Here is a 26539-nt window from a genome sequence, read left to right on the forward strand (position 1 = left end):
GCCAGGGATCATGACCTGTGGCCGGGAAATCCGGTCACATCCGCTCGGGCGCGGTGATACCGAGCAGGCCCAGGCCGGTCGCGAGGGCGCGCCGGGTCAGGTCGCACAGGGCGACCCGGCTGGTGCGGACCGGCTCCTCGGCACGGAGAATAGGGCATTTCTCGTAGAAATTCGTGAAAGCGGTCGCCAGGCTGAAAAGATAACCCGCCAGCCGGTGGAACTCGAGCGAGTCGACAATGCCCTCGACCACGTCGCCGAAGCTGAGCAGCTGAACGGCGAGGTGACGTTCCTCGGGCTCGCCGATCCGGATGTCGGCGGCGGCGACCGGATACGTGAGCCCGGCCCGGCGGAACACCGAGCAGATCCTCGCGTGGGCGTACTGCAGATAGGGTGCGGTGTTGCCATCGAAAGCCAGCATGCGGTCCAGGTCGAAGACGTAGTCCTTTGACCGGTCGGTCGAGAGGTCCGCGTACTTCACGGCACCGATCCCGATCGCCTGGGCGACCTGCGCGCGGGTCTGAGCGTCCAACCCGGGATTCTTCACGGCGATGACGTCGGCTGCTCGGGAAACGGCCTGCTCCAACAGGGCGACGAGCTTCACGGAGTCGCCGGCCCGGGTCCGCAGCATCTTGCCGTCGGCGCCCAGGATCGACCCGTGCCCGATGTGCTCGGCCCGCACGGGCGCGCGCAGCCAACCGGCCTCCCGAGCCACCTCGTAGATCATCTCGAAGTGCTGGTACTGCGGCAGCCCCACCACGTAGAGCAGCCGGGTCGCGTGCAGGTCACGGATCCGGTGACGAATCGTCGCCAGATCGGTGGTCGCATACCCGTAACCGCCGTCCCGTTTGCGCACGATGAGCGGCAGGGGCTCATCGTCCCGGTTCTTGAACCCTTCCGGGAAGGCACACAGGGCGCCGTCGCTCAGCCGCAGCAGCCCCAGCTCGGTCAGCTCGTCGACGACCGGGCCCAACTGGTCGTTGTAGGAGCTCTCCCCCCGGAAGTCCGCCTCGGTGAGCAGCACGCCGAGCTGGGAGTAGACGGTCAGGAAGTACTTCTTGGACTCGCCGACCAGCACGTGCCAGAGCCGGCGTGTCGTCGGGTCGCCGGCCTGGAGCCGGACGACCCGTAGCCGGGAACGCTCCTTGAACGCCTCGTCCGCGTCGAACTTCACCCGGGCGGCCCTGTAGAAGGCGTTGAGATCGCCGACGGAAAGCTCGTGGGCGGCCTCGGACTCGCCGATGTCGAGCAGATGCTCGACCAGCATGCCGAACGGCGTGCCCCAGTCCCCGATGTGGTTCTGCCGGACGACCTGATGGCCCAGCCAGCTCAGCAGCCGCACCGCCGCGTCCCCGATGATCGTCGACCGGAGATGGCCGACGTGCATCTCCTTGGCGGCGTTCGGCCCGGAATAGTCGACGACGACCACCTCGGGCTCGGGCACCGGCGCGACGCCGAGCCGCTCGTCGCCGAACACCTCCCCGAGCAGGCGCTCCAGCGCGGACGCGGCCAGGTGCAGGTTGATGAACCCCGGCCCGGCCACCTCGACCGTCTCGCACAGGTCGTCGAGTTCGGCGGCCCGGACCACCTCGGCGGCGATGTCACGCGGATTGCGACGAAGACGGCGGGCCAGTGAGAGGGCCGCGTCCGCCTGGTAGTCCGCTCGCTGCGACCGTCGGATGGCGGGATCGACCTGTTCGCCGGCAACGGCCGTGAAGGCCGCACCCAACCGCTCGTCGAGAAGACGTTCCAGGCTCGTCACGCCCGTGAATCTACCGACTCGGCGCCCGGCCCGGACCGCCGTGCGCGGCCGCACCCACCGATCCGCGCCACGTGCCCGCCGGCCGGGTCCGCGATGCCCACTTCGAGGAGGCTCAGCTTCGAGGAGCTCGAGCGCTCCCGGGCGCGGATCTCAACCATGCTCTCGACGGGACGGGCCGACGGCACCGTGGCGGGTTGTCGGCTATACGTTCCGGTCGGCTTTCGGGACGGGCGCTGTGATGGACGAAGAGGTCCGCGCCGGCCTGTCATGACCGCGGTTACAGCCCACACAGCCCCGGCTGTCGCGGCGGCCCGTGCGGCAGTGGCCGGGATGGAGATCCGATCAGGCCGCGGAGAACACCCCCCGCGATTCCACCGCACCGACTTCTTCGTTTTTGTCGGTTTCGACAGGCCGTCGAGCGAGGCCTGGAAGCGCCAGTCGCAGAATGCGCTTCCACACGCTGGACGTCTGCCGCAGCAACGGTCCGGTGTTGTAGGGAAGACCGAAACGTGCACACAGGGCGCGTACCTCCGGCGCGATCTGGGCATACCGGTTGCTGGGTAGATCGGGAAAAAGGTGGTGTTCGATCTGAAAACTCAGGTTCCCGCTCAGGACATGGAACAACGCAGAGCCCTCGATGTTGACCGAGCCCAACATCTGCCGCAGGTACCACTCACCGCGGGTCTCCCCCTCGATCTGCTCCTCGGTGAAAATCTCGGCCCCTTCCGGGAAGTGACCACAGAAGATAATCATATGAGCCCAGAGGTTGCGGATGGTGTTGGCGGTGAGGTTACCGAACAGAACGGGCAGGAAAGCCGGACCGGCGAGCAGCGGGAAGGCCACATAGTCCTTGAACACCTGACGTCCTCCCTTCCGCAGCGCTGTCGACAGCTGAGCCAGGGTCTCGGCCCAGCTCTTCTCGCCCCGCCAGGCACGTTCGAGTTCGGAGTCGTAGATCGCTATTCCCCACTCGAAGACCATTGCAAGCATCAGGTTGTACAGCGGCTGGGCGAGGTAGACGGGATGCCAGGGCTGCTCCGGGTGGACCCGCAGCGCGCTGTAGCCAATGTCCCGGTCCTTGCCGAGAACGTTCGTATAGGTGTGGTGCACATAGTTGTGGGAATGCTTCCACTGCTCGGCGGGAGACGCGGAGTCCCACTCCCAGGCAGTGGAGTGGATCTCGGGGTCGCGCATCCAGTCCCACTGCCCGTGCAGAACGTTGTGCCCGATCTCCATGTTCTCCAGGATCTTGGCAGTGGCCAGCATCGCGGTGCCCGCCAGCCACGCCGGGGGCAGCAGGGAGGCGAACATGACCGCCCGTCCACCCGCCTCCAGACTCCGCTGAACGGTGATCACCCGGCGGATGTAGCGGGCGTCGTCCTCCCCCAGACCGGCCAGGATCTCCTCGCGGAGCCGGTCGAGCGCACGACCGAACTCCTCGACATCCACAGCGGTGAGCTGGGTCGTGCCTTCCATACGCATCTCTCCTACAGAGTGTCGTCTCTCTCCTACATAGTGTCGTCAACAAGATCGCAACCTCGCGCGGGAACCTCCCGACTACCACCGTGCGCTTCCTCCCGATCGTCGGAGGTCGGGAATGGTGCGAGCTCCGCCCGATACACGGCCGGAAAAACAGATCTTCCCGACCTGCGCCTCATCCGACAGCAGACAGGCCAGTTATTACTAACAGTAGAAAGTCCAATCACTTTAAGCAACATAGATCTTGTCTGCCATGGCCGCTGGCGAGACCGAGGAGTGTCGATGGACGCATTCCACAAGAATTCATTCCCTTTACCTCTATATCGGAATCGACCAGCCCTGTCCGTGCCGCGCATCCGCGGGAGTGAGCCGGGTGTACTGCCGTACGGTGGTGGAATGGGCGACAGACAACTGTGGACGACCGGGGACATCGCTCAGAGACTGGGTATCTCCGTACAACGGGCACGGCTTCTCTCCCGTCGACCGGACTTTCCCGATCCCGCCCAGGAGATCCCCCACTTCAGTCTGTGGCGTGCCTGCGACGTGGAGCTCTGGCTCGTGAACGGTGCGGCCGATCGCGAAACGTAGTCGGCGTTGGTGGGCCACCGGCCGTCATCCACCCGCCTCCAAGGGAATTCCTTCCGCGTGACGGACCCGCGATCCGTCTCGTCCGCCTCGTAACCGGGGACACGCGCCGTGCCGGACGGCCGGCGAGCGGGCCTACGCCGATCCCGAACTCGTCGATCTCATACGGACCGTGACGAATTCATCCGGACGTCCAGGTAGGCGACGCACACGGCGGACGCCGGAGGGTGGAGTGGACAGTGCTGGTCGACGTCGCCTACGGGCTGCTGGGCGCGGGAATGATCATTCTTGCGGCCCTGGTCGCGCGGAGGGTCGGCCTGCCGGCGCCGGTCCTGCTCGTCGCCGTCAGCATCCTGTACGCCGTACTGCCCGGTCCGAACATCACGCTGGACTCCGAGGTCGTCCTCGTCCTGGTCCTGCCGCCGCTGCTGTACTCCGCGGCGCTGAACTCGAGCCTGACGGGGATCCGCGCGAACCTCCGGACCGTGATCTCACTGTCCGTCCTGATGATCATAGCAACCGCTCTGCTCACGGGCTACCTGCTGGCAGCGGTCGTGCCCGGTCTGTCATTCGCGGCCGCCTGCGCTCTCGGCGCCGCGCTGGCTCCGATGGACCCCGTCTCGGCGCTGTCCATCGGACGGCGGCTGGGTCTGCCCGAACGGCTGCGTACCGTGATCGAAGGGGAGAGCCTCCTCAACGACGCGACGGCTCTGACCGTGTACACGGTGGCGGTGGCCGCCCTGGTCGGCGGGGGTTTCGACGTGCCGTCCGTGCTGGGACGGTTCGTCCTGGCCCTCGCCGGGGGTATCGCGTTCGGCCTCGCCGTCGCCTGGATCGTCGGCCTGATCCGTCGCCGGCTGGAGGAACCCGTGGTGGAGACCACTCTTTCGCTGGCAACCCCGTTCCTGGCCTACCTGCCGGCGGAGGCCTCCCACAGCTCCGGTGTCCTCGCCGTGGTGGTCGCGGGCCTGGTCCTGGGCCACCGGTCACGGCGGCTGCAGTCCGGGCCCGCGCGCCTGCACGCCGTGGCCGTCTGGCACCTCGTCGACCTCCTACTGGAGGGATTCGTCTTCCTCCTCATCGGCCAGCAGCTACCCGCCGTCCTCCACAACATCCAGAAGTATCCGGTCAGCACGGTGGTCACCGCGACGACGGTCACGATCGCCTCGATCGTGCTGCTACGCCCCCTGTGGCTGCTGCTGCCCACCCTGCTGCCCGTGCGGCTGCGGATCCTCTCGCCGCACCCGAACCTCGACGGCCGTGAACTGACCGCTCTGTCCTGGACGGGCATGCGCGGGGTGATCTCCCTCGCCGCCGTCTTCGCCCTGCCGCCGTCCGCCGGCAGCGCCCCCTTCCCGCACCACGACCTGCTGCTGTTCTGCGCGTACGTCACGGTGCTGGTCACACTCGTCGGTCAGGGACTCACCTTCGGACCGCTGCTTCGGTGGCTGGGGCTACGACCCGACCTGGGCGAGGACCAGCGCCTGCGCGCACGGGCACGGATCGCGGCGGCGGACGCGGGGCTGCGGGCGCTCGAGTCACTCCAGAACCGCGAGTCGGTCCCCGAGGACATCGTCGAACGACTGCGGAACATCGCGGACATCCGCAGGAGACGGAGCGAGGACATCCTCGCGGCGCTGGCTGTGGACACCACGGCCAGCCCCGCGGCCGAGAGCGCCAGCGCCGTGTTCGGTCACGTCCGCCGAACCATGATCGAGGCGGAGCGGGACGAACTGCTGCTCTGGCGGGACACCGGGAACCTGCCTGACAGCAGCCTCCGGCTGCTGGAGAACGAACTCGATCGCGAGGAGGGGGCGCTGCCGCCGCCCGTGCCCAGGCCCCCGCGCCATGCTGAAACGGCCCCTCAGAGCTGAAACGGCCCCTCAGAGCTGAAACGGCCCCTCAGGTCGCGGCGGACGCACGGCTGGCGTCCGCGCCGCTGGAGACGTTCCGCATACGTTCGCCGCCGCCGTACCAGTCCAGACAGAAGACCGACGCGTCGTCGGCCAGCCTGCCCTTCACGGCTCGCACGATCCTGCCGGTGAGGTCCTGGACGAGTTCCCGTGGATGCAGACCCCGCGTCTCGACCAGCACCACGGGCAGATCGACCCGTGCGGCGTTACGCTCCACGATACCGTCGGTGACCAGCACCAGCCGATCACCGGGCCGCAGCCGAAGGCTGTGCGTACGGTAACGAGTCTCCGCGAACATGCCGAACGGCGGATCCGCCGGAAAGGACACCGTCTTCGCAACACCGTCCCGCAGACGGTAGAACGGCACATGCCCGGCGTTCACCACGCTGACGACCCCGGTGGACAGATCGACCTGCAGCAGCAGACCGGTGACGAACTGGTCGGGCCGAATGTGCGCCGCCATCATCGTGTTCGCCCGCACGACCTGCTCTGCGAGATCCCCGCCACCACGGCGGACGTTGCGCAGGCTACCCACCAGCAAGGTCGCCAGCAGCGCCGCCGCCAGCTCGTGTCCCATCGCGTCGGTGAGTGACACATACAGCTGGGAACGCCCGAAGCTGTAGTCGAAGGTGTCCCCTGCCACGGATTCCGCGGGCTCCACCCAGCCGGCCACCGTCGCCTGCGCACCCTCACAGGTGAACGACTCCGGCAGCAACCGCCGTTGGATCTCCGCCGCCAGCCCGAGCGGGACGGAACGCTGGCCCCACTCGAACAGATCCGTGTACCGCCGGTTCGTAATCACAATGTAGGCCAGGGCATGCCCCGTGCCGGCGACGGTCTCGACAGCATCCTCGGTGGCACCGGCAGGCAGGTGCGCCTCGAGCACCCCGATCGCCTCGCCGCGGGCTGTAACCGGCACATACACACTCGTCCGGGCCGAGGATCGGCACACCCGCACCCGCTGTGTCCGCAACACCCGCCCGTGGACGGTGCCGTCCACCGACACCCGTTCCATCGTGTTTCCGCCCGCCCCATCCCCACTGGGAAACCGCGCCAGGTAACCGCCCGCATAGTCCGCAATCAGGAAGGAGACCTCAAGCGCGCCGATCATCCGGGTCAACTCACCTGCCACCGCGTGCACCGCGTCGGCGGGCGCGGCACGCTCCACGGCCGTCAGCAGCTCCCGTAAATCGACCGTTCCAGAAGGTGCCACTCCTCTCACGCTAGTCAGCGCCGCGGTAACCGGCACGCCAGGCTACCGGGCTCACACCTTCAGCTGGTGGTTTAACCTCTTCCGGTCACACTTCGTGACAGGTGATGGTAATCTGAGATGCTCCGGTGTGTCACCATGGCACGAAACAACCTCCTGTTGAGGATTGCTTCCCATCAAAACGCTATGATCAAACAGAAGGACGCTACGGGCGTCCGAAGCGAAGCTGCCCAAAGGGCAGCAAGCCACCCCAACCACAAAACCGTGGGGGGTGCCGGGGGGCTCGGCCCCCCGGCAGACATCCCGGCCCCCCGGGGAAGCCCCCGCAAGGGGGCGACCAGCGCGAGCCAGCTCGTGGGCGAGGGGGGAGTTGAACCCCCACGTCCGTCAGGACACACGGACCTGAACCGTGCGCGTCTGCCATTCCGCCACTCGCCCGAGTGCGACTATCACGCTATCACGCGATCCACACCGCCCGAGCCGTGGGCGGCGCTCAACCGGAAGCATACGATCTCAGTGCCGGTAGCAGGCCGGGGGGAGGAGGGGAGGCCGAGATGGGCGTGCTACAGCGCTTTGAGCGTCGCCTGGGCGGCCTCGTCGAGGGCGCGTTCGCCAAGGTCTTCAAGGGCGGTGTCGAGCCGGTCGAGATCGCAAGCGCGTTGGCTCGTGAGACCGATGACCGGCGCGCCAGCAGCGCGAACCGGGTGCTCGTCCCGAACGAGTTCGCGGTCGAGCTTGCCACCAGCGACTTCGCCCGGCTCGCTCCTTATACGCGAGCGCTTTGTGACGAGCTGGCCGAGATGGTTCGGGAGCATGCCGCTGAGCAGCGGTACACGTTCGTGGGGCCGGTGGGGGTGCGGCTGGCCGAGGCTGACGATCTGGATGTCGGGGTGTTCCGTATCCGTAGCAGTGTTGCCGCGACGGATCCCGGCGCGGTGGCTGGCAGGCGTGCGGCGGGGCGGTCGCGGCCGATGCCGCCGGGAGCGCCTCGGCTTGTCGTCTCGACCAAGCCGGGGCCTGATGGCCGGGGCAGCGGGGAGGAGCGTGAATACCCGCTGGACATTGAGGTCACGGTCATTGGGCGCAGCGTCGAATGTGATATCCGTCTCAATGACACCGGGGTGTCCCGCCAGCACGGCGAGGTGCGTCGGATGCCCGACGGACAGTTCGTCTATATCGATCATGGTTCGACCAACGGGAGCATCGTCAACGGCCGGGCCGCCAGTCAGGTGAAGCTCGTCAACGGTGACCAGATCGAGCTGGGCGCGACGATCCTGACCTTCCGGCGGGACGATCCACGGGGCGCTGACAGGGGCCGGGCCGCCGGGCGTGTCCCGGCGGGCGCGCAGGCTCCCGCGGGCGCGCCGCCGGGCCCGGCGGGCGCGTATCCTTCCGTCCCGGTGCCGCCGACTCCACCTGGTGACCCGCGGGCCCGGCCTGCCGAGCCCCGCCGCGGTGATCCGCGCCATGGCGTCCCTCCCGGCTCCCCTGGCGGCTACCCGCCTTCGCCCCCGCCGGCGGATCCCTACCGGGGCGACCCGTACCGTGGTGGCGATCCCTATCGGGGCGAGCCGCGGCGTGGCGGTTCGCCCGGCGGCTACCCGCCCGCGCCGGCGGGTCCGTATCGTGACGATCCGTATCGTGACGACCCGCGTAGAGGTGGCCCCCCTGGCGGCTATCCGGCCCCGCCCGCGGAACCGCCGTACCAGGGCGGTGGACGCCCGGGCAGAGGTCAGCCCGCGGGAGGTCGACCGGGGGATCCGTATGGTGGCGGTTCCCGCTACGACGACCCGTACGGGGAGAGGGAGGGCCAGTATCGTGGCGGCAACCCGTACGACCAGTTCGGCGGCCGGCCTCCCGGTACTCCGCCGAGCGGCTACGGCCCGGGTACACCGCCGGGCACGCCTGCCGCGGGTGCGCCCGGTCGTGGCGGCCAGCCCGGCTACCGCGACGGCCAGCCCGGCTACGGCGACCCACGGCAGGGCGACCCACGGCGCGGTGCCGCGCCAGTGCGGCCGGACGACGCCGACCTGTACGAGCAGGAGACTCAGCGTCCGGGCCGGGTCCCCCCTGGGGAGGGCCGGCGTCCACCGGAGCGGGATCCCCACGGTGACCGTCCCGCCGGGCCGGGAGCAGCGGATCCGGACGAGCGCGCCTGGTAGGACGCCGTGAGCGGATCCGGACCCAGCGACCTGGTCCTCCTGGTCGTGAAAATCAGCTTCCTGGCGCTGTTGTGGCTGTTCGTGCTGGCTGCTGTCCGTGCGGTGCGCGCGGACATGTTCGGGCCGACGAAGCGTCAACGGCAGAGCGTTCAGGGGCTGGGCCGTCCAACGCCCGCGCAGCCGGCGTCGGCGCACCCGGCCCGGCCGGCAGCGCCACCCGCTGGGCCGCAGAATGCGTCTCCCAGCCGGCGGGCGCGCACACCGAGCAAGCTGGTCGTCACGAAGGGGCATCTCGCGGGGACGATTCTTCCGCTCGGACCGACGCCTGTCACCATCGGACGTGCGCAGGACTCGACTCTGGTGCTGGAGGACGACTTCGCATCCGCGAGACATGCAAGACTCGTCCCCCACGACGGCCAGTGGTTCGTCGAAGATCTGGGCTCGACCAACGGTACTTACCTCGACCGCACGAAAGTGACCAGTCCCATGCCGGTTCCTCTCGGCGCGCCGGTCAGGATCGGGAAAACCGTCCTGGAGCTTCACCGGTGAGCCTTAGGCTTCACTACGCCGTTCGCTCGGACGTCGGCCACGTCCGAGAAGGCAACGAAGATTCCGCCTACGCGGGCGCTCGGCTACTGGCCGTGGCCGACGGTATGGGCGGTCACGCGGCCGGGGAGGTCGCCTCCTCCACCGTGATCTCCCAGCTGGCCGCTCTGGACGACGACGTCGCCAGCGGTGCGGTCCTGGAGGTGCTGACCGAATCGGTGCACCAGGCCAACAACCAGCTGCGTGAGATGTCCGTCAAGGACGGGTCGCTGGAGGGTATGGGCACCACGGTCACCGCCCTGTTGCTCGCGGGGAGCCATCTCGGTGTGCTGCACGTCGGCGACTCCCGGGCGTATCTGCTGCGGCACCAGGTGCTCAACCAGGTGACGCACGATCACACGCTGGTGCAGGATCTCGTCGACCAGGGGCGGATCACGGCCGAGCAGGCGGACACGCATCCCCAACGGTCGTTACTGATGCGTGCGCTCGACGGCCGCGACGTCGAGCCGGACCTGTCCGTCCGGGAGGCGATCCCGGACGACCGCTATCTGCTGTGCACCGACGGACTGTCCGGCGTTGTGACGGAAATCACCATCCGTGAGGCGCTGCTGCTACCGACGCCTCAGGAGGCCGTCGACCGGCTGGTCGAACTCGCTCTCAAGGGCGGCGGGCCGGACAACATCACCGTTGTCGTCGCCGACATCGTCGAGGACGACGCCGATGACGATGCCCGCCCGCTCGTGGCCGGCGCCGCCGCGGAGAAGCAGACCGTGCCGGGAGCCTTGGCCGCCCGTACCGGGCCGAATCCCCGGTACGGCGATCAGGACTCCCCGGCCGCCAGGGGCGCGCGGATCGGCCGGCACAGCCCCACCCCGCCGCGTGCCGAGGGTTCCGACAGCGTGGTGGACGAGGATTCGCCGCCGCTCGCCCGCCGGCCGCCGCCCCGACCGGCGTTCATCATCCTGTGCACGGTGATCGTCCTGACCATCGCGACCGTCTGGGGCTGGTTCTACCTGCACAGCCGGTACTACGTCGGGGTCGACGGCGAACAGGTAGCGATCTTCGAGGGTGTCGAGGGGAGTATCGCCGGCTTCTCCCTGCACCGGCTCAAGGAGCACTCCCTACCGCTGAGCGAGCTCAACGACGACGGGCGCCTGCAGGTGGAGGACGGCTACTCGGCCAGCAGCCTCACCGAGATCCGCGACTATGTCGAGCGGCTGCGGACGCAGTTCGCCGTCACGCACCCGGCCGACCCCACCGGGGCCCCGACGGCGGCACCGACGCCGCTGACGGTGACCGCCACGGCGCAGGCGGGCGCCGGCGGGGAGAAGAACACCGGGGATGCCCAGGCTCCCCTGGGCGTTGCCACCACCGCCCCGGCGCTCTGTGCCACCGCCCCTGGCCCGAACTGCGTCCCGCCCATCCCAGCGGCCCCGTCGGTCCCGACATCTGGATGACGCCGACAGGATGACTGTTCTCCCTCCGCTTCGCGGCAAGGCGGTCGATCTCACGGGAACCTTCGCCCGGTTCCCGGTACCGGCCGGTGTCCACCTGCCGCCGTACCGTCGGCGAGAACTCTTCCTGCTGTTGTTCGCCGGCCTGCTCGCCACCGCTGCCCTGGCGGCTGTCGTGCTCGCCGCCGACGGAAAGATCACCGCGTCGGTGTTCGTCTACGGCCTGGGCTTCAGCGCGCTGTGGGGGATTGCCCACCTGGCCGTGCGCCGGTTCGCGCCGGCCGCCGACCCGATACTGCTGCCGCTGGTCGCGGCCCTCAACGGCCTCGGCCTCGTCATGATCTACCGGCTGGACCTGGCCAAGATGGATGCCGCCGAGAAAGCCGGCAGGAAGGTACCAGCCGGCGTCGCACCGTTACAGATGGTGTGGACGCTGCTCGCGCTCGTCGTCTTCGTGCTGGTGCTGGCGGTCATCCGGGACCACAAGACGCTGTCGCGCTACGCCTACACGGCGGGGCTGGTCGGCCTGGTCTTCCTGGTGCTGCCCGCGATGCCGGTGTTCGGCGCGACCATCAACGGCGCCCGGCTGTGGCTGCGGGTCGGGCCGTTCACCTTCCAGCCCAGCGAGATCTCGAAGATCATTTTAATGATCTTCTTCGCCGGCTACCTGGTGAACAAACGCGAGGTCCTCTCCGTGGTCTCCCGCTCCTTCCTCGGAATCCACTTCCCGCGCGCCCGGGACCTCGGCCCGGTGCTCGTCGCCTGGCTCGCGAGCCTCGGCGTCCTCGTCGTCGAGAAGGACCTCGGCTCGTCCCTGCTCTTCTTCGGCATGTTCCTGGTGATCCTCTACGTCGCGACCGAACGGGCGTCCTGGGCGCTCATCGGGCTCGGCCTGTTCTCGCTCGGCGCGGTCATCTCCTACCAGTTGTTCGGGCACGTCCAGGTCCGGGTGGACGGCTGGCTACACGCGTTCGACGGTGACAATCCCACCAGCACCTCGTTCCAGCTGGTGCAGGGCCTGTTCGGGTTCGCCGCCGGCGGGATCACCGGCACCGGGCTCGGGCAGGGCAGCCCGCAGCGGGTCCCCTTCGCCAACACCGACTTCATCGTCGCGAGTATCGGTGAGGAACTCGGCCTCGCCGGAATCATGGCTATCCTCGTCATCTACGGACTGGTCGTCACCCGCGGCCTGCGGGCCGCGCTCGGCGCCCGTGACCCGTTCGGCAAGATGCTCGCGACCGGCCTTGCCGCCTCGTTCGCCCTCCAGGTGTTCGTGCAGGTCGGCGGTGTCATGCGGCTCATCCCGCTGACCGGTCTGACCCTGCCCTTCATCTCCTACGGAGGCTCTTCGATCGTCTCGAACGCGGCCATCATCGCGCTGCTGCTGCGGATCAGCGACTCCTACCGCAGGCCCGACCCGGCCACCCCGGCCGCGCCGCTGTTCGACCCGAACGCCGTCGCCGACAGCCCCACCCAGGCGGTGCGGACGACGTGAACGCACCCATCCGCAAGGTTGCCGTCGCCTGCCTGGTGCTGTTCACCGCCCTGCTGGTCAACGCCAACTGGCTGCAGGCGAAGCAGGCTGGTGAACTGCGTCACGAGCCGAACAACGCCCGCCAGATCACCGAACGGCTCGAACGGGAGCGCGGCTGGATCGGTGTGGCCGGCGGGCAGGCGATCGCGAGCTCGGTGCCGTCCGACGACGAGTACAAGTACCAGCGGCAGTACCCGGCCGGGAAGCTGTATTCCGCCGTCGCCGGCTACTACGGTCTGTACACTTCCGCGGGCCTGGAGCGCTCCCAGAACGACTTCCTCTCCGGAGAGGACGACCGCCTGTTCGTTTCCAAGGTTTCCGACCTGGTGACCGGACGCAAACAACGGGGTGGCAGTATCGTCACCACGCTGGTACCCCGGATCCAACAAATCGCGACCACCGCGCTCGGCAACCGTAAGGGGGCGGTCGTGGCGCTCGACCCGAAGACCGGCGAGATCCTTGCGATGGTGACCAGTCCGACATACGACCCGACGCCGCTGGCCAGCCACGACGAGGCCGCGGTCGGCAAAGCTGCCCAGGCGCTCAACACCGACCCGGACAAGCCGCTGCTCAACCGCGCGACCCAGGAGACCTATCCGCCCGGCTCCACCTTCAAGGTGATCACCGCGGCGGCCGCGCTCAACGCCGGCCGTCAGCTCGAGGAACGCATCGCCGCGCCCGACACGCTCCCCCTGCCGCAGAGCCGGACCGTGCTGCCGAACTTCGACAACGAACGCTGCGGGGACGGCCAGACAGACACCTTCATCCACGCCCTGACGATCTCCTGCAACACGGCGTTCGCCCAGCTCGGCATGGATCTCACCGACGACACCCTGCGCGCCCAGGCCGAGGCCTTCGGTTTCAACTCCACCATTCCCGACTTCCCCCTGCCGCTGGTGCCCAGCGTGTACCCGCCCCAGCAGCTCGACGGGGCACAGACCGCGCAGTCCGCCATCGGGCAGTTCGACGACCGGGTCACCCCGCTGCAGATGGCCCAGGTCGCCGCCGCCATCGGCAACAACGGGGTGATGATGCGGCCGTACATCGTCTCCGAACTGCTCGGCCCGGACCTCAAAGCGATCAGCCGCACCGAGCCGGAGGTCTACAAACGCCCCGTGAGCCCGGACGTCGCAGCCGACCTGAACACGATGATGCAGAGCGTGGTCAGCAACGGCACCGGTAGCAAGGCGCGGATCCCCGGTATCGCCGTCGCCGGCAAGACCGGCACCGCCGAACACGGTGACAACGAGCCCCCGCACGCCTGGTTCATCGGCTTCGCGCCCGCCGCCAACCCGAGCGTGGCCGTCGCGGTCGTGGTCGAGGACGGCGGCGGGGAGCTCGGCACCGGCGGCGCGGTCGCCGCGCCCGTGGCCCAGCAGGTCATGAAGGCAGCATTGGACGTTCGACAGTGACCGGCCCACCACCGCCAGGCGTCCCGGGGCCGGGCCCGGGCCTGCCGGGATCGGGCGTTCCAGCACCGCGGGTTCCCCCGGGACCGGGCGTTGCGGCGCAGGGCGGGCCGGCCGTGCCGCCCGGCGCGCCCGCCTCGTCACCGGCCGCCGCGCAGCCGTTCGGCGCCTCGCCAAAGGGCATCGTCCTCGACGGCCGCTACCTCCTCGAGGGACGTATCGCCACCGGCGGGATGGGCGAGGTGTGGCGGGGCCTCGACCGCACCCTCGGGCGTCCCGTCGCCGTCAAGCTGCTGCGCCCGGAGTACGCCAGCGACGAGCTGTTCCTGGTCCGCTTCCGCGGCGAGGCCCGGCACGCCGCCCGGGTGTCGCATCCGGGTGTGGCGTCCGTCTACGACTACGGCGAGGTCGTCACCGATGGTGATCGTCCGACCGCCTATCTGGTGATGGAGCTGGTCGAGGGCGAGCCCCTGTCGGCGTTGCTGCACCGGGAGAAGCGCCTGTCCCCGGAGAAGACCCTGGACGTGCTCGGGCAGGCCGCCGACGCCCTGCAGGCCGCGCACACCCTGGGCGTCGTGCACCGGGACGTCAAGCCCGGCAACCTGCTGCTGCGAACCGACGGCGCGATCAAGGTCACCGACTTCGGGATCGCACGCGCGGTGGACGCCGCGCCGCTGACCGCCACCGGGATCATGATGGGCACCGCCTACTACGTCTCCCCCGAGCAGGCCTCCGGCCGGACGGTGACCCCGGCCAGCGACGTGTACTCCCTCGGCGTGGTGGCCTACGAGTGCCTGGCCGGCCGGCGGCCCTTCGACGACCGCAACCCGATCGTGGTCGTGATGGCGCACCAGCAGGACGACCCCCCGCCGCTGCCGCCCGACGTCCCCGAGCCGGTGCGCAACCTCGTCCAGGCGGCGATGGCCAAGGACCCGGCCCAGCGGCCGTCGTCGGCCGGCTCGTTCGCCCGCACCGCCGCCACGATCCGTCGCAACCTGTGGAACGCGGACATGACCCGCCGGGCCGGCGGGCCGGCGCCCGCGCCCCGGCCGGACCCCGCCGGGGATTCCACCGGGCGGTGGCCCGGACCGACGGGAGCACCCGGGCCGGGCACGGGCGGGGCGGGGACCGACGGGGATCGGCCACCGTCCTGGACCCGCCGGCACACCCGGGACGACAGCTTCCCCGAGGACAACCGGCCGTATCGGGACGCCCGGCCGTCCTGGGACGCCGGCGCCGCCCACGACGGCCGTCAGCCTGGCCAGGAACCGCCGGGGACGTCGGCGGGCACGCCCCCGGGCGCCTGGGACACCCCGCCCCGGCCGCCCACGTCCGGCGGCGGATACCCGGCGGACGGCTACCCGCCCCCCGGACACCGGGAGGCCGGCTATGCCGGTGCGAGCTCCGGTGCCGGCTACGACACCGGTTATGAGACCGGCTACGAGGCCGGTGGCTATGACGCCAGCTACAACACGGGCTACGACACCGCGAGCCGACCGGACATCCGGCCGACGAACGTCGCCCGGCTCCAGCCGCCCGGCAACCGCCCGACCTCCGCGCTGCCGCCGTCGGACGCGCGGGGGGCCCGGCGACGACGCCCGCGCGGCCGGGCCGCGGGGGGCCCGGCGTCCGCGGGCAGGCGACGGCTATCACTTCCAGTACTGATAGCACTACTGATCGCCGCAGTTGCGATCACCGCGCTGGTCACCCGGTCGATCGCCGGATCCAGTGGATCATCCGAAGGCGCGCCGGCCCTGACCCGGGCGGTGCACGGACCCGGATCCGAGGATGGCATCGTCACCGGTGACAGTACGACCGGGACCGACGGTGTCACGGACGGCATCCGGACCACCGGCGGCCTGGGCGGCCACACGGCCGCAACCGGGCCAGATGTCCGGGAAGCGTCCGCGGGTACCGGCCCGGGAAGCGGAAAGGCGAGCACGGGTGGCAGTCGTGACTGAGGCGTTCGGAACCGAACCTCGCCTGGTGGGCGGGCGCTACGAGCTGGGCGAGGTCCTCGGGTACGGCGGCATGGCCGAGGTCTACCGCGGCCGGGACGTCCGCCTCGGCCGCGAGGTCGCGGTCAAGGCGCTGCGGGCCGACCTCGCCCGGGACCCGACCTTCCTGGCCCGCTTCCGCCGCGAGGCGCAGTCCTCGGCCGCCCTGAACCACCCGGCGATCGTCTCGGTCTACGACACCGGCGAGGATCTGATCAACGGCACGACCGTCCCGTACATCGTGATGGAGTACGTGGAAGGCCGCACCCTGCGGGATGTGCTCCAGCAGGAGGGCCGGTTCAGTGAACGCCGGGCCATGGAGATCACCTCCGACGTGTGCGCGGCCCTGGACTACAGCCACCGGATGGGGATCATCCACCGGGACATCAAGCCCGCCAACGTCATGCTGTGCCAGGACGGCTCGGTCAAGGTGATGGACTTCGGCATCGCCCGGGCGACCACCGCGACCACGTCCAACATGACGCAGACCGCCGCGGTGATCGGCACCGCCCAGTACCTGTCGCCGGAACAGGCCCGCGGCGTCCGTGTGGACGCGCGCAGCGACGTCTACTCGACGGGTGTGCTGTTCTACGAGCTGCTGACCGGGCAGCCGCCGTTCCGTGGCGACTCACCGGTGGCCGTCGCCTACCAGCACGTGCGGGAGAATCCTCAGCCGCCGTCCAGCCACGACCGCGCCATCACGCCCAACGCCGACGCGATCGTGTTCAAGGCGATGGAGAAGGATCCCGACCACCGCTACTCCACCGCCGGGCTGATGCGGGACGACCTCGAGCGGGCCCTGGCCGGCCGCCCCATCTACGCCCCCCAGCTCGACAGCGACCAGCTCACCACCCGGCTGGGCGCCTCACCCGCGGTCACCGCGGGGACACACATGATCTCCCGCGGCCGCGGCCCCTACGACGACGGTCCGGACGACCCCTACGGCCGCACCGGCGGCTACGGGACGGGCGGTTACGACCGGGCCGGCTTCGGCGGCCCCGGGGGGGGCGACAGCGGGCCGCTGCCGGAGAAAAGACGTTCGGACGCCTGGAAGTACATTCTCGCCGGCCTGTCCGTGGTGGCGGTGTTCGTCGTCGTCACCATGATCGCGACCAACATGCTCGGCGGCGGGGGCGGGAACGGCGACGACACCACCGCCGACACCGCGACGATCCCGACGAACCTCATCGGGCAGAAGTTCGAGACGGCCAAGAACAGCCTGAGCTCCGCCGGCTTCACCAACATCGTCTCAAAGGTCGTCGAGAACAACGAGCCGAAGGACCTGGTGGTCGAGGTCGACCCGGCCCCGGGCACCGCCGCCTCGAAGAGCGCGCCGATCACCCTCAGCATCTCGAAGGGGCCGGGTGACCTCGCCGTTCCGGACGTGGCCGGGCTGACCCAGGCCGCGGCCACCGCCAAGCTGAAGGAGGCCGGGCTGACGGTGAAGACCTCCGCCTTCACCGACGCGACGACCCGCCGAGCCGGACTGGTCGAGTCCAGCGACCCGGCGGCAGGCACGTCGGTGGCTCCTGGTGACGATGTGATCATCTACGTGGTGAGCACGCAGGCGACCGTCCCGAACGTGACGGACCAGCCTGTCGACCCCGCCAAGTCCGAACTGGAGCGCTACGGCTTCAGGGTCGTCCAGCAGGCCGTCGCGAGCAGCAAGCCGACGGGCACCGTCGTCTCCCAGAGCCCCGGCGGCGGCTCGGCGGCCCGCGGGTCGACCGTGACGCTCTACGTCTCCCAGCAGCAGGCCATCAACACCCAGACGCCCACACCGTCACCGAGCGCCAGCGCGACTCCGAGCAAGACACCGTCGCCGAACCCGAGCTCCACCGGCGGCGGCCTCGGCGGCCTGCTCGGCTGACGGGCCCCTGCCTGCTCTGATCCCTCCGTCAGGCGAAAGCCGCCTGGCGGAGGGTCTCGACCTCGGCCGACAGCGTCGGCGCGGCCGACAGCGCGGCGTCGTCCCCGCAGACCGACAGCCAGCGGGCCAACAGCAGATGACCACCCTGCGTAAGCACTGACTCCGGGTGGAACTGGACGCCCTCCAGCGGGAGGGTCCGGTGCCGCATCGCCATCACCACACCGCTGTCGGTCCAGGCGGTGACCTCGATCTGAGCCGGGAGAGTCGCCCGGTCCACGGCGAGCGAGTGGTAACGGGTTCCGATGAACGGCGACGGCAGGTCCGCGAGCACCCCGACCCCGCGGTGGCGCACCACGGACGTCTTGCCATGCAGCAGCTCGGGTGCCCGGCCGACCGCCGCGCCGAAGGCGACCCCGAGGGCCTGATGCCCCAGGCACACCCCGAGCATGGGGATGCTGGCCGCCGCGCATGCCCGGATCATCGGCACGCTGACCCCGGCCGCCTCCGGCGTGCCCGGGCCGGGTGACACCAGCACCCCGGCGACGCCGAGAGCGGTCAGCTCGTCGACGTCGACCTCGTCGTTGCGGCGGACGACGCTGTCCGCTCCGAGCTGGCCCAGGTACTGCACCAGGTTGAACACGAACGAGTCGTAGTTGTCGACCACCAGGATTCGCATGATTCTCCTCTTACCACCGAATCCGCCGCGGGATCCGGTGGATCCTGGCGCGGGATGTGGCGGTGACCGGCCCGTGAGCGCCCGGGCCGGCGACCGTCGGTCAGTTGCCGTCGGTGGCAGCCGGCCCGTCGGTGGCAGCCGGCCCGTCAGCGGCAGCCGGCCCGTCAGCGGTGGCCTGCCGCTGGGCCTTTGCCTGCTCCTCGTCACGCAGCGCGCGGCGCAGCACCTTGCCGATCCCGATCTTCGGTAGTGACTCCGTCCGGAACTCAATGATCTTCGGGACCTTGTAGGCGGAGAGCCGTTCGGAACAGTACACCCGCACCTCGTCGACGGTGAGCGACGTACCGGGCCGCAGCACCAGGAACGCCTTCACCGTCTCGCCACGGTACGCGTCCGGGATACCGATCACCGCGGTCTCGGCAACCTCGGGAATCCCGGCGAGCACATCCTCGATCTCGTTGGGCGAGATGTTGAACCCGCCCGCGATGATGAGCTCCTTCTTCCGGTCGACGATCTCGAACCAGCCGGCGGCGTCCATCCGGGCGACGTCACCGGTGGACAGCCATCCGTCGTCGCTCAGCACGGTCCTGGTGGCCTCCGGGTTCCCCCAGTACCCGGCGAACACCTGCGGGCCACGGATGAGCAGTTCTCCGGGCTCCCCCACCGGCACTTCCCGCGTGTTGTCCTCCAGGTCGACGATCTTCGCTTCGGTGGACGGGAAGGGCAGGCCGATCCAGCCGGGGCGAAGCTGGCCGCGCAACGGACCGGCATGGGTCACCGGGGACGCCTCGGTCATGCCGTAGCCCTCGACGACCGGGGTACCGGTCGCGCCCTCCCACTGCCGCTGCAGCTCACCGGGCAGCTTCATCGCACCGGAAATGCACCCTCGGATCGAGGTCAGGTCGACGTTCTTCGACCGGGGATCGTCCAGCAGCGCCCGGTAGATCGGTGGCACGCCCGGGAAAATGGTCGGACGGTGCCTGGCGATGGCGTCGAGTACCAGGGTCACGTCGAATTTCGGTACGAGCACAACATGCCCGCCGATCAGCATTCCCACCGTCATGCACAATGTCAGCCCATACGCGTGGAACATCGGCAGGACCGCGAGGACGGCCTCCCGCCCGACCTGCGCGTCGGCGAACCACGCCCGGCACTGCACAGCATTGGCGACGAGATTACGATGGGTCAGCATCGCACCTTTGGCCGGACCGGTCGTCCCCGTGGTGTAGAGCAGGATCGCGACATCGGACGTGGCCACCGGCACCGACATCCGCACCGGCGCGGCCCGGCCGCCGCGGTACACGTCGAGGAAAGCGTGGGCGCGGGCGCCGACGGGCAGCTCCGTCACGATTTCGGCACGCTTCCGGCGGGCCGGTGGAATGGGCAGCCGCAGCAGCAACTGGTCTTTTCTCGGCAGAAAGTCGGGAATCGACGTGGAAATCACCTCGCGAACCCTGGTCCGGCCGGAGCGGCGGGCCGCCTCCACCACCGCGTAGGCGCGGTCCAGACACACCACGTACTCGGCTCCGCAGTCGGAGAGCTGGTGGGTCAGCTCGGCCTCGGTGTAGAGCGGGTTGGCCTCGGCCACGACCGCGCCCAGCCGCAGCACGGCATAGAAGGCAATCACGTGTTGCGGACAGTTCGGCAGAATGAGCGCCACCCGGTCACCGGCGGCGACACCGAGCTTCGCCAGACCACCGGCGAACGCGTCGACATACTCGCGAAGCTGGCTATAGGTCAGCGTCGTCCCGAAGAAGGAGATCGCCGGATTCGCGGGAAACTCCGCGACGGCGTTCTCGAACATCTGACCCAGCGTGATATCGGGGATCTCGACCTCGGCGGGGACACCGTCAGCGTACGACGACTGCCACGGCCGGTCAGCATAGGTGACGGTCTCGAGCGTGCCGGTCTCCCGCTCGGTTGTCGATCCACCTGGCATCGCGGACACCTTCCCTTGTCGGACTGCGGTTGGGCGTCATTCTGGCAAGGAAACGACAGGGAAACAGCTCCCGGGAGGCGCGATTTCTCCGATCACCGGCACGCGCGGCTTCCATGGCCGCCACAGCGGTGTCCACAGCCGTATCCGTGACGGCAGCCCACAGCGTATCGACGATATTGTCACGTTTCGTCACTGACTCGGTGTTCCCGTCGGACGGAGCACGCCCACGTCCCTCCCAGTGGCGGGCGTGGACGCAGCGCAAACGATCCGGTCGTGAACCACCACGGACACCGGGGCTGGGGCTGGGAAGCCCCCCGAGCGCAGCACCGAGCAGCAGGGAGGCCACGACACCGGAAGTCCCCGAGCCTGCCCGGCCTGTCCCAAATCCCGGTTCCCGGAGGCGAACACGGAAGATCGGGAGCATCCACTTTCACCCCTTCGGGTGCCCCGGCGCGTCCCGGCACAGTAGATGTCTACCCTGTGAAACGGGCGATCCGCACCCGCGCGGCCATCCGGCCCAACCGGCGGCGCGGGTGACACTTCGCCCACGGAGATCATACAGTGCACCGAGGAGCTCTGAAGTGCCCGTTTCCCGGCGTCGCAAGAAGAAGTCGACCAGCGCACCACCCCAGACCACCCAGTTGCGCAAGCGCAAGCCACCGTCGCCCCCCTGGATGGGCGCGCTGATCCTTGCGCTCTTCCTGATCGGGATCGCCTGGCTGCTCGTCTACTACTTCTCCAACGGCGACATCCCCGGGATGGACAGCCTCGGCGCCTGGAACATCCTCATCGGCTTCGGTTTCGTCGTGGTCGGCCTCGGCGTCTCCACCCAGTGGCGCTAGGCCTTCGCCAGCAGGCCTTTCTCCGGGGAATCCTCGACCTTCCGCGGATCCGTCGATCTTCGGTGGATCCGCGTCCGCGCGGGTGCGCGGGCGTCCGCGCCGGCGGGTGTCCGCCGGGCGGATCCGGCCGAGGATCCGGTTGGCCACCGGGCGGCCCGCGCCGCCGAGCGGGCGGAACTTCCACCGGTGTCATTCATCCCCAACGGTTGTCCACAGTGTGGATATCGCTACGGGTGAACATCGCTGCCGGTGAACATCCGTTTCGGCGGGACGCCGCCGCGGGCAACATCACGGCGCGCCGGGACACCCGGGGACGCAACGGTCAGGACACCGGAGTTGGCCCAGGCGCGCCCGCGGCATCCTCGGCCCGGATGACGTGCATGACCGCGTTGATGAGAGCCAGATGGGTGAACGCCTGCGGGAAGTTCCCCAGGTGCCGGCCGGTGCTCGGGTCAAGCTCCTCCGCGTAGAGGTCCAGCGGGCTTGCGAAGCTCAGCAGGCGCTAGCAGTGCTGCCTGGCACGGACCACCTCACCGATCTCCACCAGGGCGGATGTCAGCCAGAACGAGCACATGAGAAAGGCGCCCTCCGTCCCGGTCAGGCCGTCGTCGGTCTCCTCCACGCGGTAGCGCAGCACCAGGCCGTCGACCGTCAACTCGTCGGCGATCGCAAGGATCGTCGCGCGTACCCGCGGATCGGTTGGCGGCAGGAATCCCAGCAGCGGCATGAACAGCAGCGACGCGTCCAACGCCTTCGATCCGTAACACTGGGTGAAGACTCCGCGCTCATCGAGACCGTTCGCGCACACGTCGGCGTGTATCTCGTCGGCGACGGCCGCCCAGCGGGCCGCGGTCTTGGCGTCCCCACGCATCGCCGCCAGCCGCCGGCCCCGGTCGGCGGCGACCCAGCACATCACCTTCGACGAGGTGAAGTGCCGTAGTTCCCCCCGCACCTCCCAGATGCCGCAGTCCGGCTCCCGCCAGTGCTCGGCGGCGGTCTCCACCAGCCTGACCAGCACCGGCCACAGCCGCTCCGAGAGATAGTTACGCGACCGGGTGTGCAGGTAGACCGAGTCGAGGATCGCACCCCACAGGTCGTGCTGGCGCTGGGAGAACGCCGCGTTGCCGACCCGGACCGGGAACGCCCCGTCGTAACCGGACAGATGCCCGAGGACCTGTTCGTCCAGCCGGCTCTCGCCACCGACCCCGTACATGATCTGTAGGTCGTCGCCGTTCTCGCAGACGTCCGCGATGAACGAGAAGAAGTCGTTCGCCTCGTAGTCGAGTCCCAGGGTGTACAGGCCCCACAGCGCGAACGTGGAGTCACGGATCCAGCTGTACCGGTAGTCCCAGTTACGCTCACCCCGCGGTGTCTCCGGCAGGGACGTGGTGGACGCCGCGAGCAGCGCCCCGGTCGGGGCGTAGGTCAGGCCCTTGAGCGCCAGCGCGCTGCGCTGCAGATGCCCACGCCACGGATGGTCCGGGAAGACCCCGCGGGAGAGCCACTGCCGCCAGAACGCGGTCGTCCGCGTCACAGCCGCGGTCGCCTCCGCGTAGCTGGTGGGCAGGAAGGGGTCACTGGCCCGCCAGGTCAGGGCCACGAAGGCCGTCCCGCCCTCGGCCAGGGTGGTCCTCGCGTGCGCCCGGCGGCCGTCGAAGCCCAGCCGGAGATCCGTCCGTAGCCGCAGGGTCAGGTCGGGATGCGAACGGATCCGTGGGCCGGGCCGCTCCGACGGGCCGCGCCGGCCGTCGTCCGGCCCACCTCTCGCCGGCACGGCGTCGCCGGCCCGGCCCGTGCCGCCAGGGACGGTGACCGCGCTGCCGTAACCGGCGTCCTCGTAGGCCCAACTCCCCGGCCGGCGGCCGTAGTCGAAGTTGGGCTCGCACAGCAGGGCGAGATCGACACTGCCGTGCTCACAGCGCGCGAGCCGGAGCAGGACGTGTTCGGCGTCCCAGTCCGTCGGGGTACGCCGATGGGTGTTGGACCGCTGCTGGGTGCGATGCCAACGTCCGACGATGAGACAGTCGGTGACGATGAGCCAACCGTTGGGTGTCTGCCAGGTGGTCTCGAGGATGTTCGTGCCCGGCAGGTACCGGCGCCCGGCCGGGATCATCGTCCGCTCCGGACCGAACCGAAAACCGCCCGCCGACCGGTCGACGATCGCGCCGAACACCGACGGATCATCCGGACGCGGCAGGCACATCCACTCGATGTTGCCGCTCGGGGCGACCAGACATGTGGTCTCACAGTCGGAGAGAAAGCCGTATTCGGCAATGGGCGGAAACGGACTGACGCTGCTACGCCGGGTGGGCGGCGACACCGTCTGGAATCCGGTCTGGAACCCGGTCTGGAACGCTGTCTGGAACGAGGCCACGTCCGCTCTTCTCCTTCTCCGGCCGCAGGCCCCGGCAGCGGGGTGCGGTACACAGGCCAGACCATCATCCAAAGCGACGGCGAAAAAGCGGATAGTAATCGTCATGAAGATCGACCCAATGCAGGCCGGGCGGTGGTCGGCCCGCGCGGGCGGGCGGCGGCGCTGGATGTGCCGCAGGATGTGCTGTGCTGGGTGACATGCGGGATGACGACTTCGCCGGCCGGGACATCATCGGCCCACGGCACGCCGACGACGGCCGTACCGGCGCCGACGACGCCCACGGCACCCGTACCGGCGCCGATGCGGGTGCCGGTACCGATGCGGGCGATACCGGCGCCGGCCGTGCCGGTGACGCCGGCGCGCACGCCTGGTCGCCGCCCTGGTGGCGGGTGGCCGGGTATGCCCTCGCCGGCGCGTTCCTGCTCGCGGTCGCTGCCGTGGGTGCGCTCGCCGCCCACCTGGGGTCGCTGGACCGTCCCGGCCGGCTGTTGATCGGGGTCGCGGGGGTGGGGCTGTTGCTGCTGGCCGGCCGGGACGCCCTGGCCCGGCCGGCGCTGCGCGTGGATCAGGGCGGGGTCGACCTGGTGGACGGTATCCACCGGCGGCACCTGCCATGGGCCGCCGTACTACGGGTGCGTGCCGGCACCCTGACGCACAACCGTCGCGCTGTGCACGTCCGCGTCCTCACGGTCGAGACGATCGACGGCCCGGTCATGCTCAGCCGTCGCCAGCTCGGCGCCGAGCCCGAACGGATCGCCGAGACGGTGGAGGAGATCCGCCTGCGCCTGCGCTGACCCGCCGGATCGCCGGATCGCTATTGGACGATCGCCGACAGCGGCGTCGACGTCACCGCGGATGTCTGGAGGACCGCGGCGAGCAACAGCGCGGCAAGGACAGCGCCCACCGCGACCGCCTGTACCCACCCGCGGCGCGCCGGCACATAGGCATAGATCACCCCTACCACGAGCCCGGCCACGAGCCCGCCGATATGGCCCCACTTGTCGATCCTGGCGATGGTGAACGTGATGATCAGGTTGATGCCGACAATGATGAGGATCGCCGAGGTGTCGGCGCGCAGCCGTCTGGCGATCACGTAGTACGCCGCGAAAAACCCGAACACCGCGGTGGACGCCCCGACCGAGAACGTGTTCCAGCCGTTGATCAGATAACTGAGCGTATTGCCACCGATGGCGCAGACAACGAACAGGGCTAGATAACGCGCCCGTCCGAGGATCTGCTCAAGCTGGGAGCCGAGCAGGTACAGCGCGTACATGTTGAACAGGATGTGCAGGACGCCCGCGTGCAGGAAGGCCGCGGTCAGCAGCCGGTAGTACTCGTCGTTGGCCGCTATGCCCGGACCGTACAGGGAGTAGTCCAGGGTGAAGGTGTTGTCGGGGCCGCTGCCGGTCAGGCCCGGCAGCCCCTGCAGGGCGTACGCGGCCACGCAGAGCCCGATGAGCAGCTGGGTGATCAGCCCGGGATGCCTGATCCTGGCCCGGCCGCCCAACGAGGTGATCGGCCGCCGGGAGGCAGCGCCACGGCGCGACGCCGCGGCGCCCTCCTCCGGGCAGTGGAACCCGACGGCCGCCGGACGCATGCACTCGGGGCAGATCGGGCGCCCGCACCGCTGGCAGGAGACGTAGGTTTCCCGGTCGGTGTGCCGGTAGCAGTAGGGAGCGGGACGAGGATGCGCCGCCGGCCCCCGATCCGGCGGGCCCGTGGGCCGGGAGCCGGTGGCGGAGAGGGCGTCCGGCGTCCAGCCGTCGGAGGGATCCGAGGATCCATCCGCGGGCCGCCAGCCGGCCGGCTCCGGTGGCTGCCCGGACGCGTGGTACTGCCCAGGCAGCTGATGCCGACGCGGGCCGGGCGCCCGGACGGCACCCGCATCCACCGCCCGGCGGGGATCCGGGACATCCGGTTCCGCGGGCCTCGACCAGGGTGGGTTCATCGCAGCGGTCCCGACACCTTCGCTTCCCCGTCCGCCTTCCCGTTCCCGCTGGCCGCTACGCCTGCCGGCGTTCGACGACGACCTGCGTGACGATGACGTCGCTGGCCGGGCGGTCCTGGGACCCGGTCGGCACCTTGCTGATCGCGTCGACGATGTCGGTGCCGTTGGTGACCTCGCCGAAGATGGTGTGCTTGCGGTCCAGCCAGTTCGTCGGCGCCACGGTGATGAAGAACTGGGAGCCGTTCGTCCCCGGGCCCGCGTTCGCCATCGCCAGCAGGTACGGACGGGAGAAGCGCAGCTCCGGGTGGAACTCGTCGGCGAACTTGTATCCCGGGCCGCCGCGGCCGGTACCCAGCGGGTCACCGCCCTGGATCATGAAACCCGGGATCACCCGGTGGAAGATCGTGCCGTCGTACAACGGTGCCTTCTTCTTCTCACCCGTCTGGGGGTCGGTCCACTCCCGCTTGCCCGTGGCGAGATCAACGAAGTTCGCCACCGTCTTCGGCGCGTGGTTCTTGAACAGCAGGATCTCAACGTCACCCTGAGTAGTCTTCAGTGTAGCGTACAGCTCCTCGGCCATGAGCCTCTCTTCCGTCGTACCGGTAGCGGCTGATCGCCGGTGGCGCCGAATGTCGCGTCGCAGGTCCAACGATCGCCGTGCTGGGAATGCTCCGCTGATGGTATGCGTCCGGCCGTATGCGTCCGGCCGTATGCGGCCAGCCGCGCGCGACCGATCGCGCGGGAGCGGCCACATGGGATCGGTCGTGTACGCCGCGTTCCGGCAGGGGCCGGTAGAGCCGCCGGCCCCTGCCGGGCTCGCACTCGCCCCTGCGGGCACCGAC

The 26539-nt window shown here is 69.6% G+C and carries 17 protein-coding genes, 1 tRNA gene and 1 pseudogene; 10 read left to right on the forward strand and 9 right to left on the reverse strand.

Annotated features, from left to right (window positions below; genetic code table 11):
- Positions 1–34 precede the first annotated feature (34 nt).
- Positions 35–1759 (reverse strand): arginine--tRNA ligase, encoded by a 1725-nt coding sequence (argS, locus tag FSYMDG_RS00845; protein ID WP_043602701.1) that lies wholly within the window; start codon positions 1757–1759, stop codon positions 35–37.
- Positions 1760–2101: 342 nt separating this feature from the next.
- A complete protein-coding gene (locus tag FSYMDG_RS00855; RefSeq protein WP_013871737.1) occupies positions 2102–3235 on the reverse strand; it encodes a fatty acid desaturase family protein in 1134 nt (377 codons plus the stop codon).
- A gap of 827 nt (positions 3236–4062) precedes the next feature.
- On the opposite strand from FSYMDG_RS00855, the gene FSYMDG_RS00860 reads away from it, so the two are divergent.
- Positions 4063–5697 carry a Na+/H+ antiporter gene (locus tag FSYMDG_RS00860; RefSeq protein ID WP_013871739.1) on the forward strand — a complete coding sequence of 545 codons (1635 nt, stop codon included), beginning with the start codon at positions 4063–4065 and terminating at the stop codon, positions 5695–5697.
- Between the two features lie 28 nt (positions 5698–5725).
- Here FSYMDG_RS00860 and FSYMDG_RS00865 read toward each other — a convergent pair whose 3' ends face one another.
- Together FSYMDG_RS00865 and FSYMDG_RS00870 are read right to left on the reverse strand one after the other, a co-directional pair.
- On the reverse strand, positions 5726–6949 hold the full coding sequence (locus FSYMDG_RS00865; protein ID WP_131771993.1) for a PP2C family protein-serine/threonine phosphatase: 1224 nt from the start codon (positions 6947–6949) through the stop codon (positions 5726–5728).
- A gap of 352 nt (positions 6950–7301) precedes the next feature.
- Positions 7302–7384 (reverse strand) — tRNA-Leu (locus FSYMDG_RS00870).
- Positions 7385–7500: 116 nt separating this feature from the next.
- On the opposite strand from FSYMDG_RS00870, the gene FSYMDG_RS26670 reads away from it, so the two are divergent.
- The 7 genes from FSYMDG_RS26670 to pknB all read left to right on the forward strand — a co-directional run bounded on the left by FSYMDG_RS26670 (position 7501) and on the right by pknB (position 17918).
- Positions 7501–9108 carry a DUF3662 and FHA domain-containing protein gene (locus FSYMDG_RS26670; RefSeq protein WP_013871741.1) on the forward strand — a complete coding sequence of 536 codons (1608 nt, stop codon included), beginning with the start codon at positions 7501–7503 and terminating at the stop codon, positions 9106–9108.
- Positions 9109–9114: 6 nt separating this feature from the next.
- Positions 9115–9657, forward strand: coding sequence for an FHA domain-containing protein FhaB/FipA (locus FSYMDG_RS00880; protein ID WP_013871742.1), 543 nt, complete (start codon positions 9115–9117; stop codon positions 9655–9657).
- The gene (locus FSYMDG_RS00885) at positions 9654–11111 is read left to right on the forward strand and encodes a PP2C family protein-serine/threonine phosphatase (RefSeq protein WP_013871743.1); all 1458 of its coding nucleotides are present in this window, start codon (positions 9654–9656) and stop codon (positions 11109–11111) included. The genes FSYMDG_RS00880 and FSYMDG_RS00885 overlap by 4 nt, the downstream gene beginning before the upstream one ends.
- A gap of 10 nt (positions 11112–11121) precedes the next feature.
- On the forward strand, positions 11122–12603 hold the full coding sequence (locus FSYMDG_RS00890; RefSeq protein ID WP_013871744.1) for an FtsW/RodA/SpoVE family cell cycle protein: 1482 nt from the start codon (positions 11122–11124) through the stop codon (positions 12601–12603).
- Positions 12600–14054, forward strand: a complete 1455-nt coding sequence (locus FSYMDG_RS00895; protein WP_013871745.1) for a peptidoglycan D,D-transpeptidase FtsI family protein — start codon at positions 12600–12602, stop codon at positions 14052–14054. The genes FSYMDG_RS00890 and FSYMDG_RS00895 overlap by 4 nt, the downstream gene beginning before the upstream one ends.
- A 113-nt stretch (positions 14055–14167) precedes the next feature.
- Positions 14168–16012 (forward strand): serine/threonine-protein kinase, encoded by a 1845-nt coding sequence (locus FSYMDG_RS00900; RefSeq protein WP_013871746.1) that lies wholly within the window; start codon positions 14168–14170, stop codon positions 16010–16012.
- Positions 15996–17918, forward strand: a complete 1923-nt coding sequence (pknB, locus tag FSYMDG_RS00905) for a Stk1 family PASTA domain-containing Ser/Thr kinase (RefSeq protein ID WP_131771998.1) — start codon at positions 15996–15998, stop codon at positions 17916–17918. Before FSYMDG_RS00900 ends, pknB begins: the two co-directional genes overlap by 17 nt.
- Before the next feature lie 28 nt (positions 17919–17946).
- Here the strand turns inward: pknB and FSYMDG_RS00910 are convergent, their stop codons facing one another.
- The gene (locus FSYMDG_RS00910) at positions 17947–18594 is read right to left on the reverse strand and encodes an aminodeoxychorismate/anthranilate synthase component II (protein ID WP_013871748.1); all 648 of its coding nucleotides are present in this window, start codon (positions 18592–18594) and stop codon (positions 17947–17949) included.
- A gap of 100 nt (positions 18595–18694) precedes the next feature.
- A complete protein-coding gene (locus FSYMDG_RS00915; protein ID WP_013871749.1) occupies positions 18695–20533 on the reverse strand; it encodes a long-chain-fatty-acid--CoA ligase in 1839 nt (612 codons plus the stop codon).
- Positions 20534–21114: 581 nt separating this feature from the next.
- On the opposite strand from FSYMDG_RS00915, the gene FSYMDG_RS00920 reads away from it, so the two are divergent.
- Positions 21115–21375 carry a cell division protein CrgA gene (locus FSYMDG_RS00920; protein WP_013871750.1) on the forward strand — a complete coding sequence of 87 codons (261 nt, stop codon included), beginning with the start codon at positions 21115–21117 and terminating at the stop codon, positions 21373–21375.
- A gap of 322 nt (positions 21376–21697) precedes the next feature.
- Here FSYMDG_RS00920 and FSYMDG_RS00930 read toward each other — a convergent pair.
- Positions 21698–23695, reverse strand: a pseudogene (locus FSYMDG_RS00930) (glycoside hydrolase family 15 protein).
- Positions 23696–23934: 239 nt separating this feature from the next.
- On the opposite strand from FSYMDG_RS00930, the gene FSYMDG_RS00935 reads away from it, so the two are divergent.
- The gene (locus FSYMDG_RS00935; protein WP_013871751.1) at positions 23935–24543 is read left to right on the forward strand and encodes a PH domain-containing protein; all 609 of its coding nucleotides are present in this window, start codon (positions 23935–23937) and stop codon (positions 24541–24543) included.
- A gap of 20 nt (positions 24544–24563) precedes the next feature.
- On the opposite strand, the gene FSYMDG_RS00940 is transcribed toward FSYMDG_RS00935, so the two are convergent.
- Both FSYMDG_RS00940 and FSYMDG_RS00945 read right to left on the reverse strand, forming a co-directional pair.
- Positions 24564–25640, reverse strand: coding sequence for a rhomboid family intramembrane serine protease (locus FSYMDG_RS00940; RefSeq protein WP_237702931.1), 1077 nt, complete (start codon positions 25638–25640; stop codon positions 24564–24566).
- 112 nt (positions 25641–25752) lie between these two features.
- Complete coding sequence (locus FSYMDG_RS00945) at positions 25753–26277, reverse strand: peptidylprolyl isomerase (protein WP_013871753.1); 525 nt, start codon at positions 26275–26277, stop codon at positions 25753–25755.
- Between the last annotated feature and the right edge of the window lie 262 nt (positions 26278–26539).

This window comes from Candidatus Protofrankia datiscae (assembly GCF_000177615.2).
Classification (GTDB): Bacteria; Actinomycetota; Actinomycetes; order Frankiales; family Frankiaceae; genus Protofrankia; species Protofrankia coriariae.

What these genes read in the sequence shown, in the direction of transcription:
- FSYMDG_RS00855 (WP_013871737.1), bottom strand. Translation starts at nt 3,235, where the DNA reads ATGGAAGGCACGACCCAGCTCACCGCTGTGGATGTCGAGGAGTTCGGT.
- FSYMDG_RS26670 (WP_013871741.1), top strand. Translation starts at nt 7,501, where the DNA reads ATGGGCGTGCTACAGCGCTTTGAGCGTCGCCTGGGCGGCCTCGTCGAG.
- FSYMDG_RS00890 (WP_013871744.1), top strand. Translation starts at nt 11,122, where the DNA reads ATGACTGTTCTCCCTCCGCTTCGCGGCAAGGCGGTCGATCTCACGGGA.
- FSYMDG_RS00910 (WP_013871748.1), bottom strand. Translation starts at nt 18,594, where the DNA reads ATGCGAATCCTGGTGGTCGACAACTACGACTCGTTCGTGTTCAACCTG.
- FSYMDG_RS00915 (WP_013871749.1), bottom strand. Translation starts at nt 20,533, where the DNA reads ATGCCAGGTGGATCGACAACCGAGCGGGAGACCGGCACGCTCGAGACC.
- FSYMDG_RS00945 (WP_013871753.1), bottom strand. Translation starts at nt 26,277, where the DNA reads ATGGCCGAGGAGCTGTACGCTACACTGAAGACTACTCAGGGTGACGTT.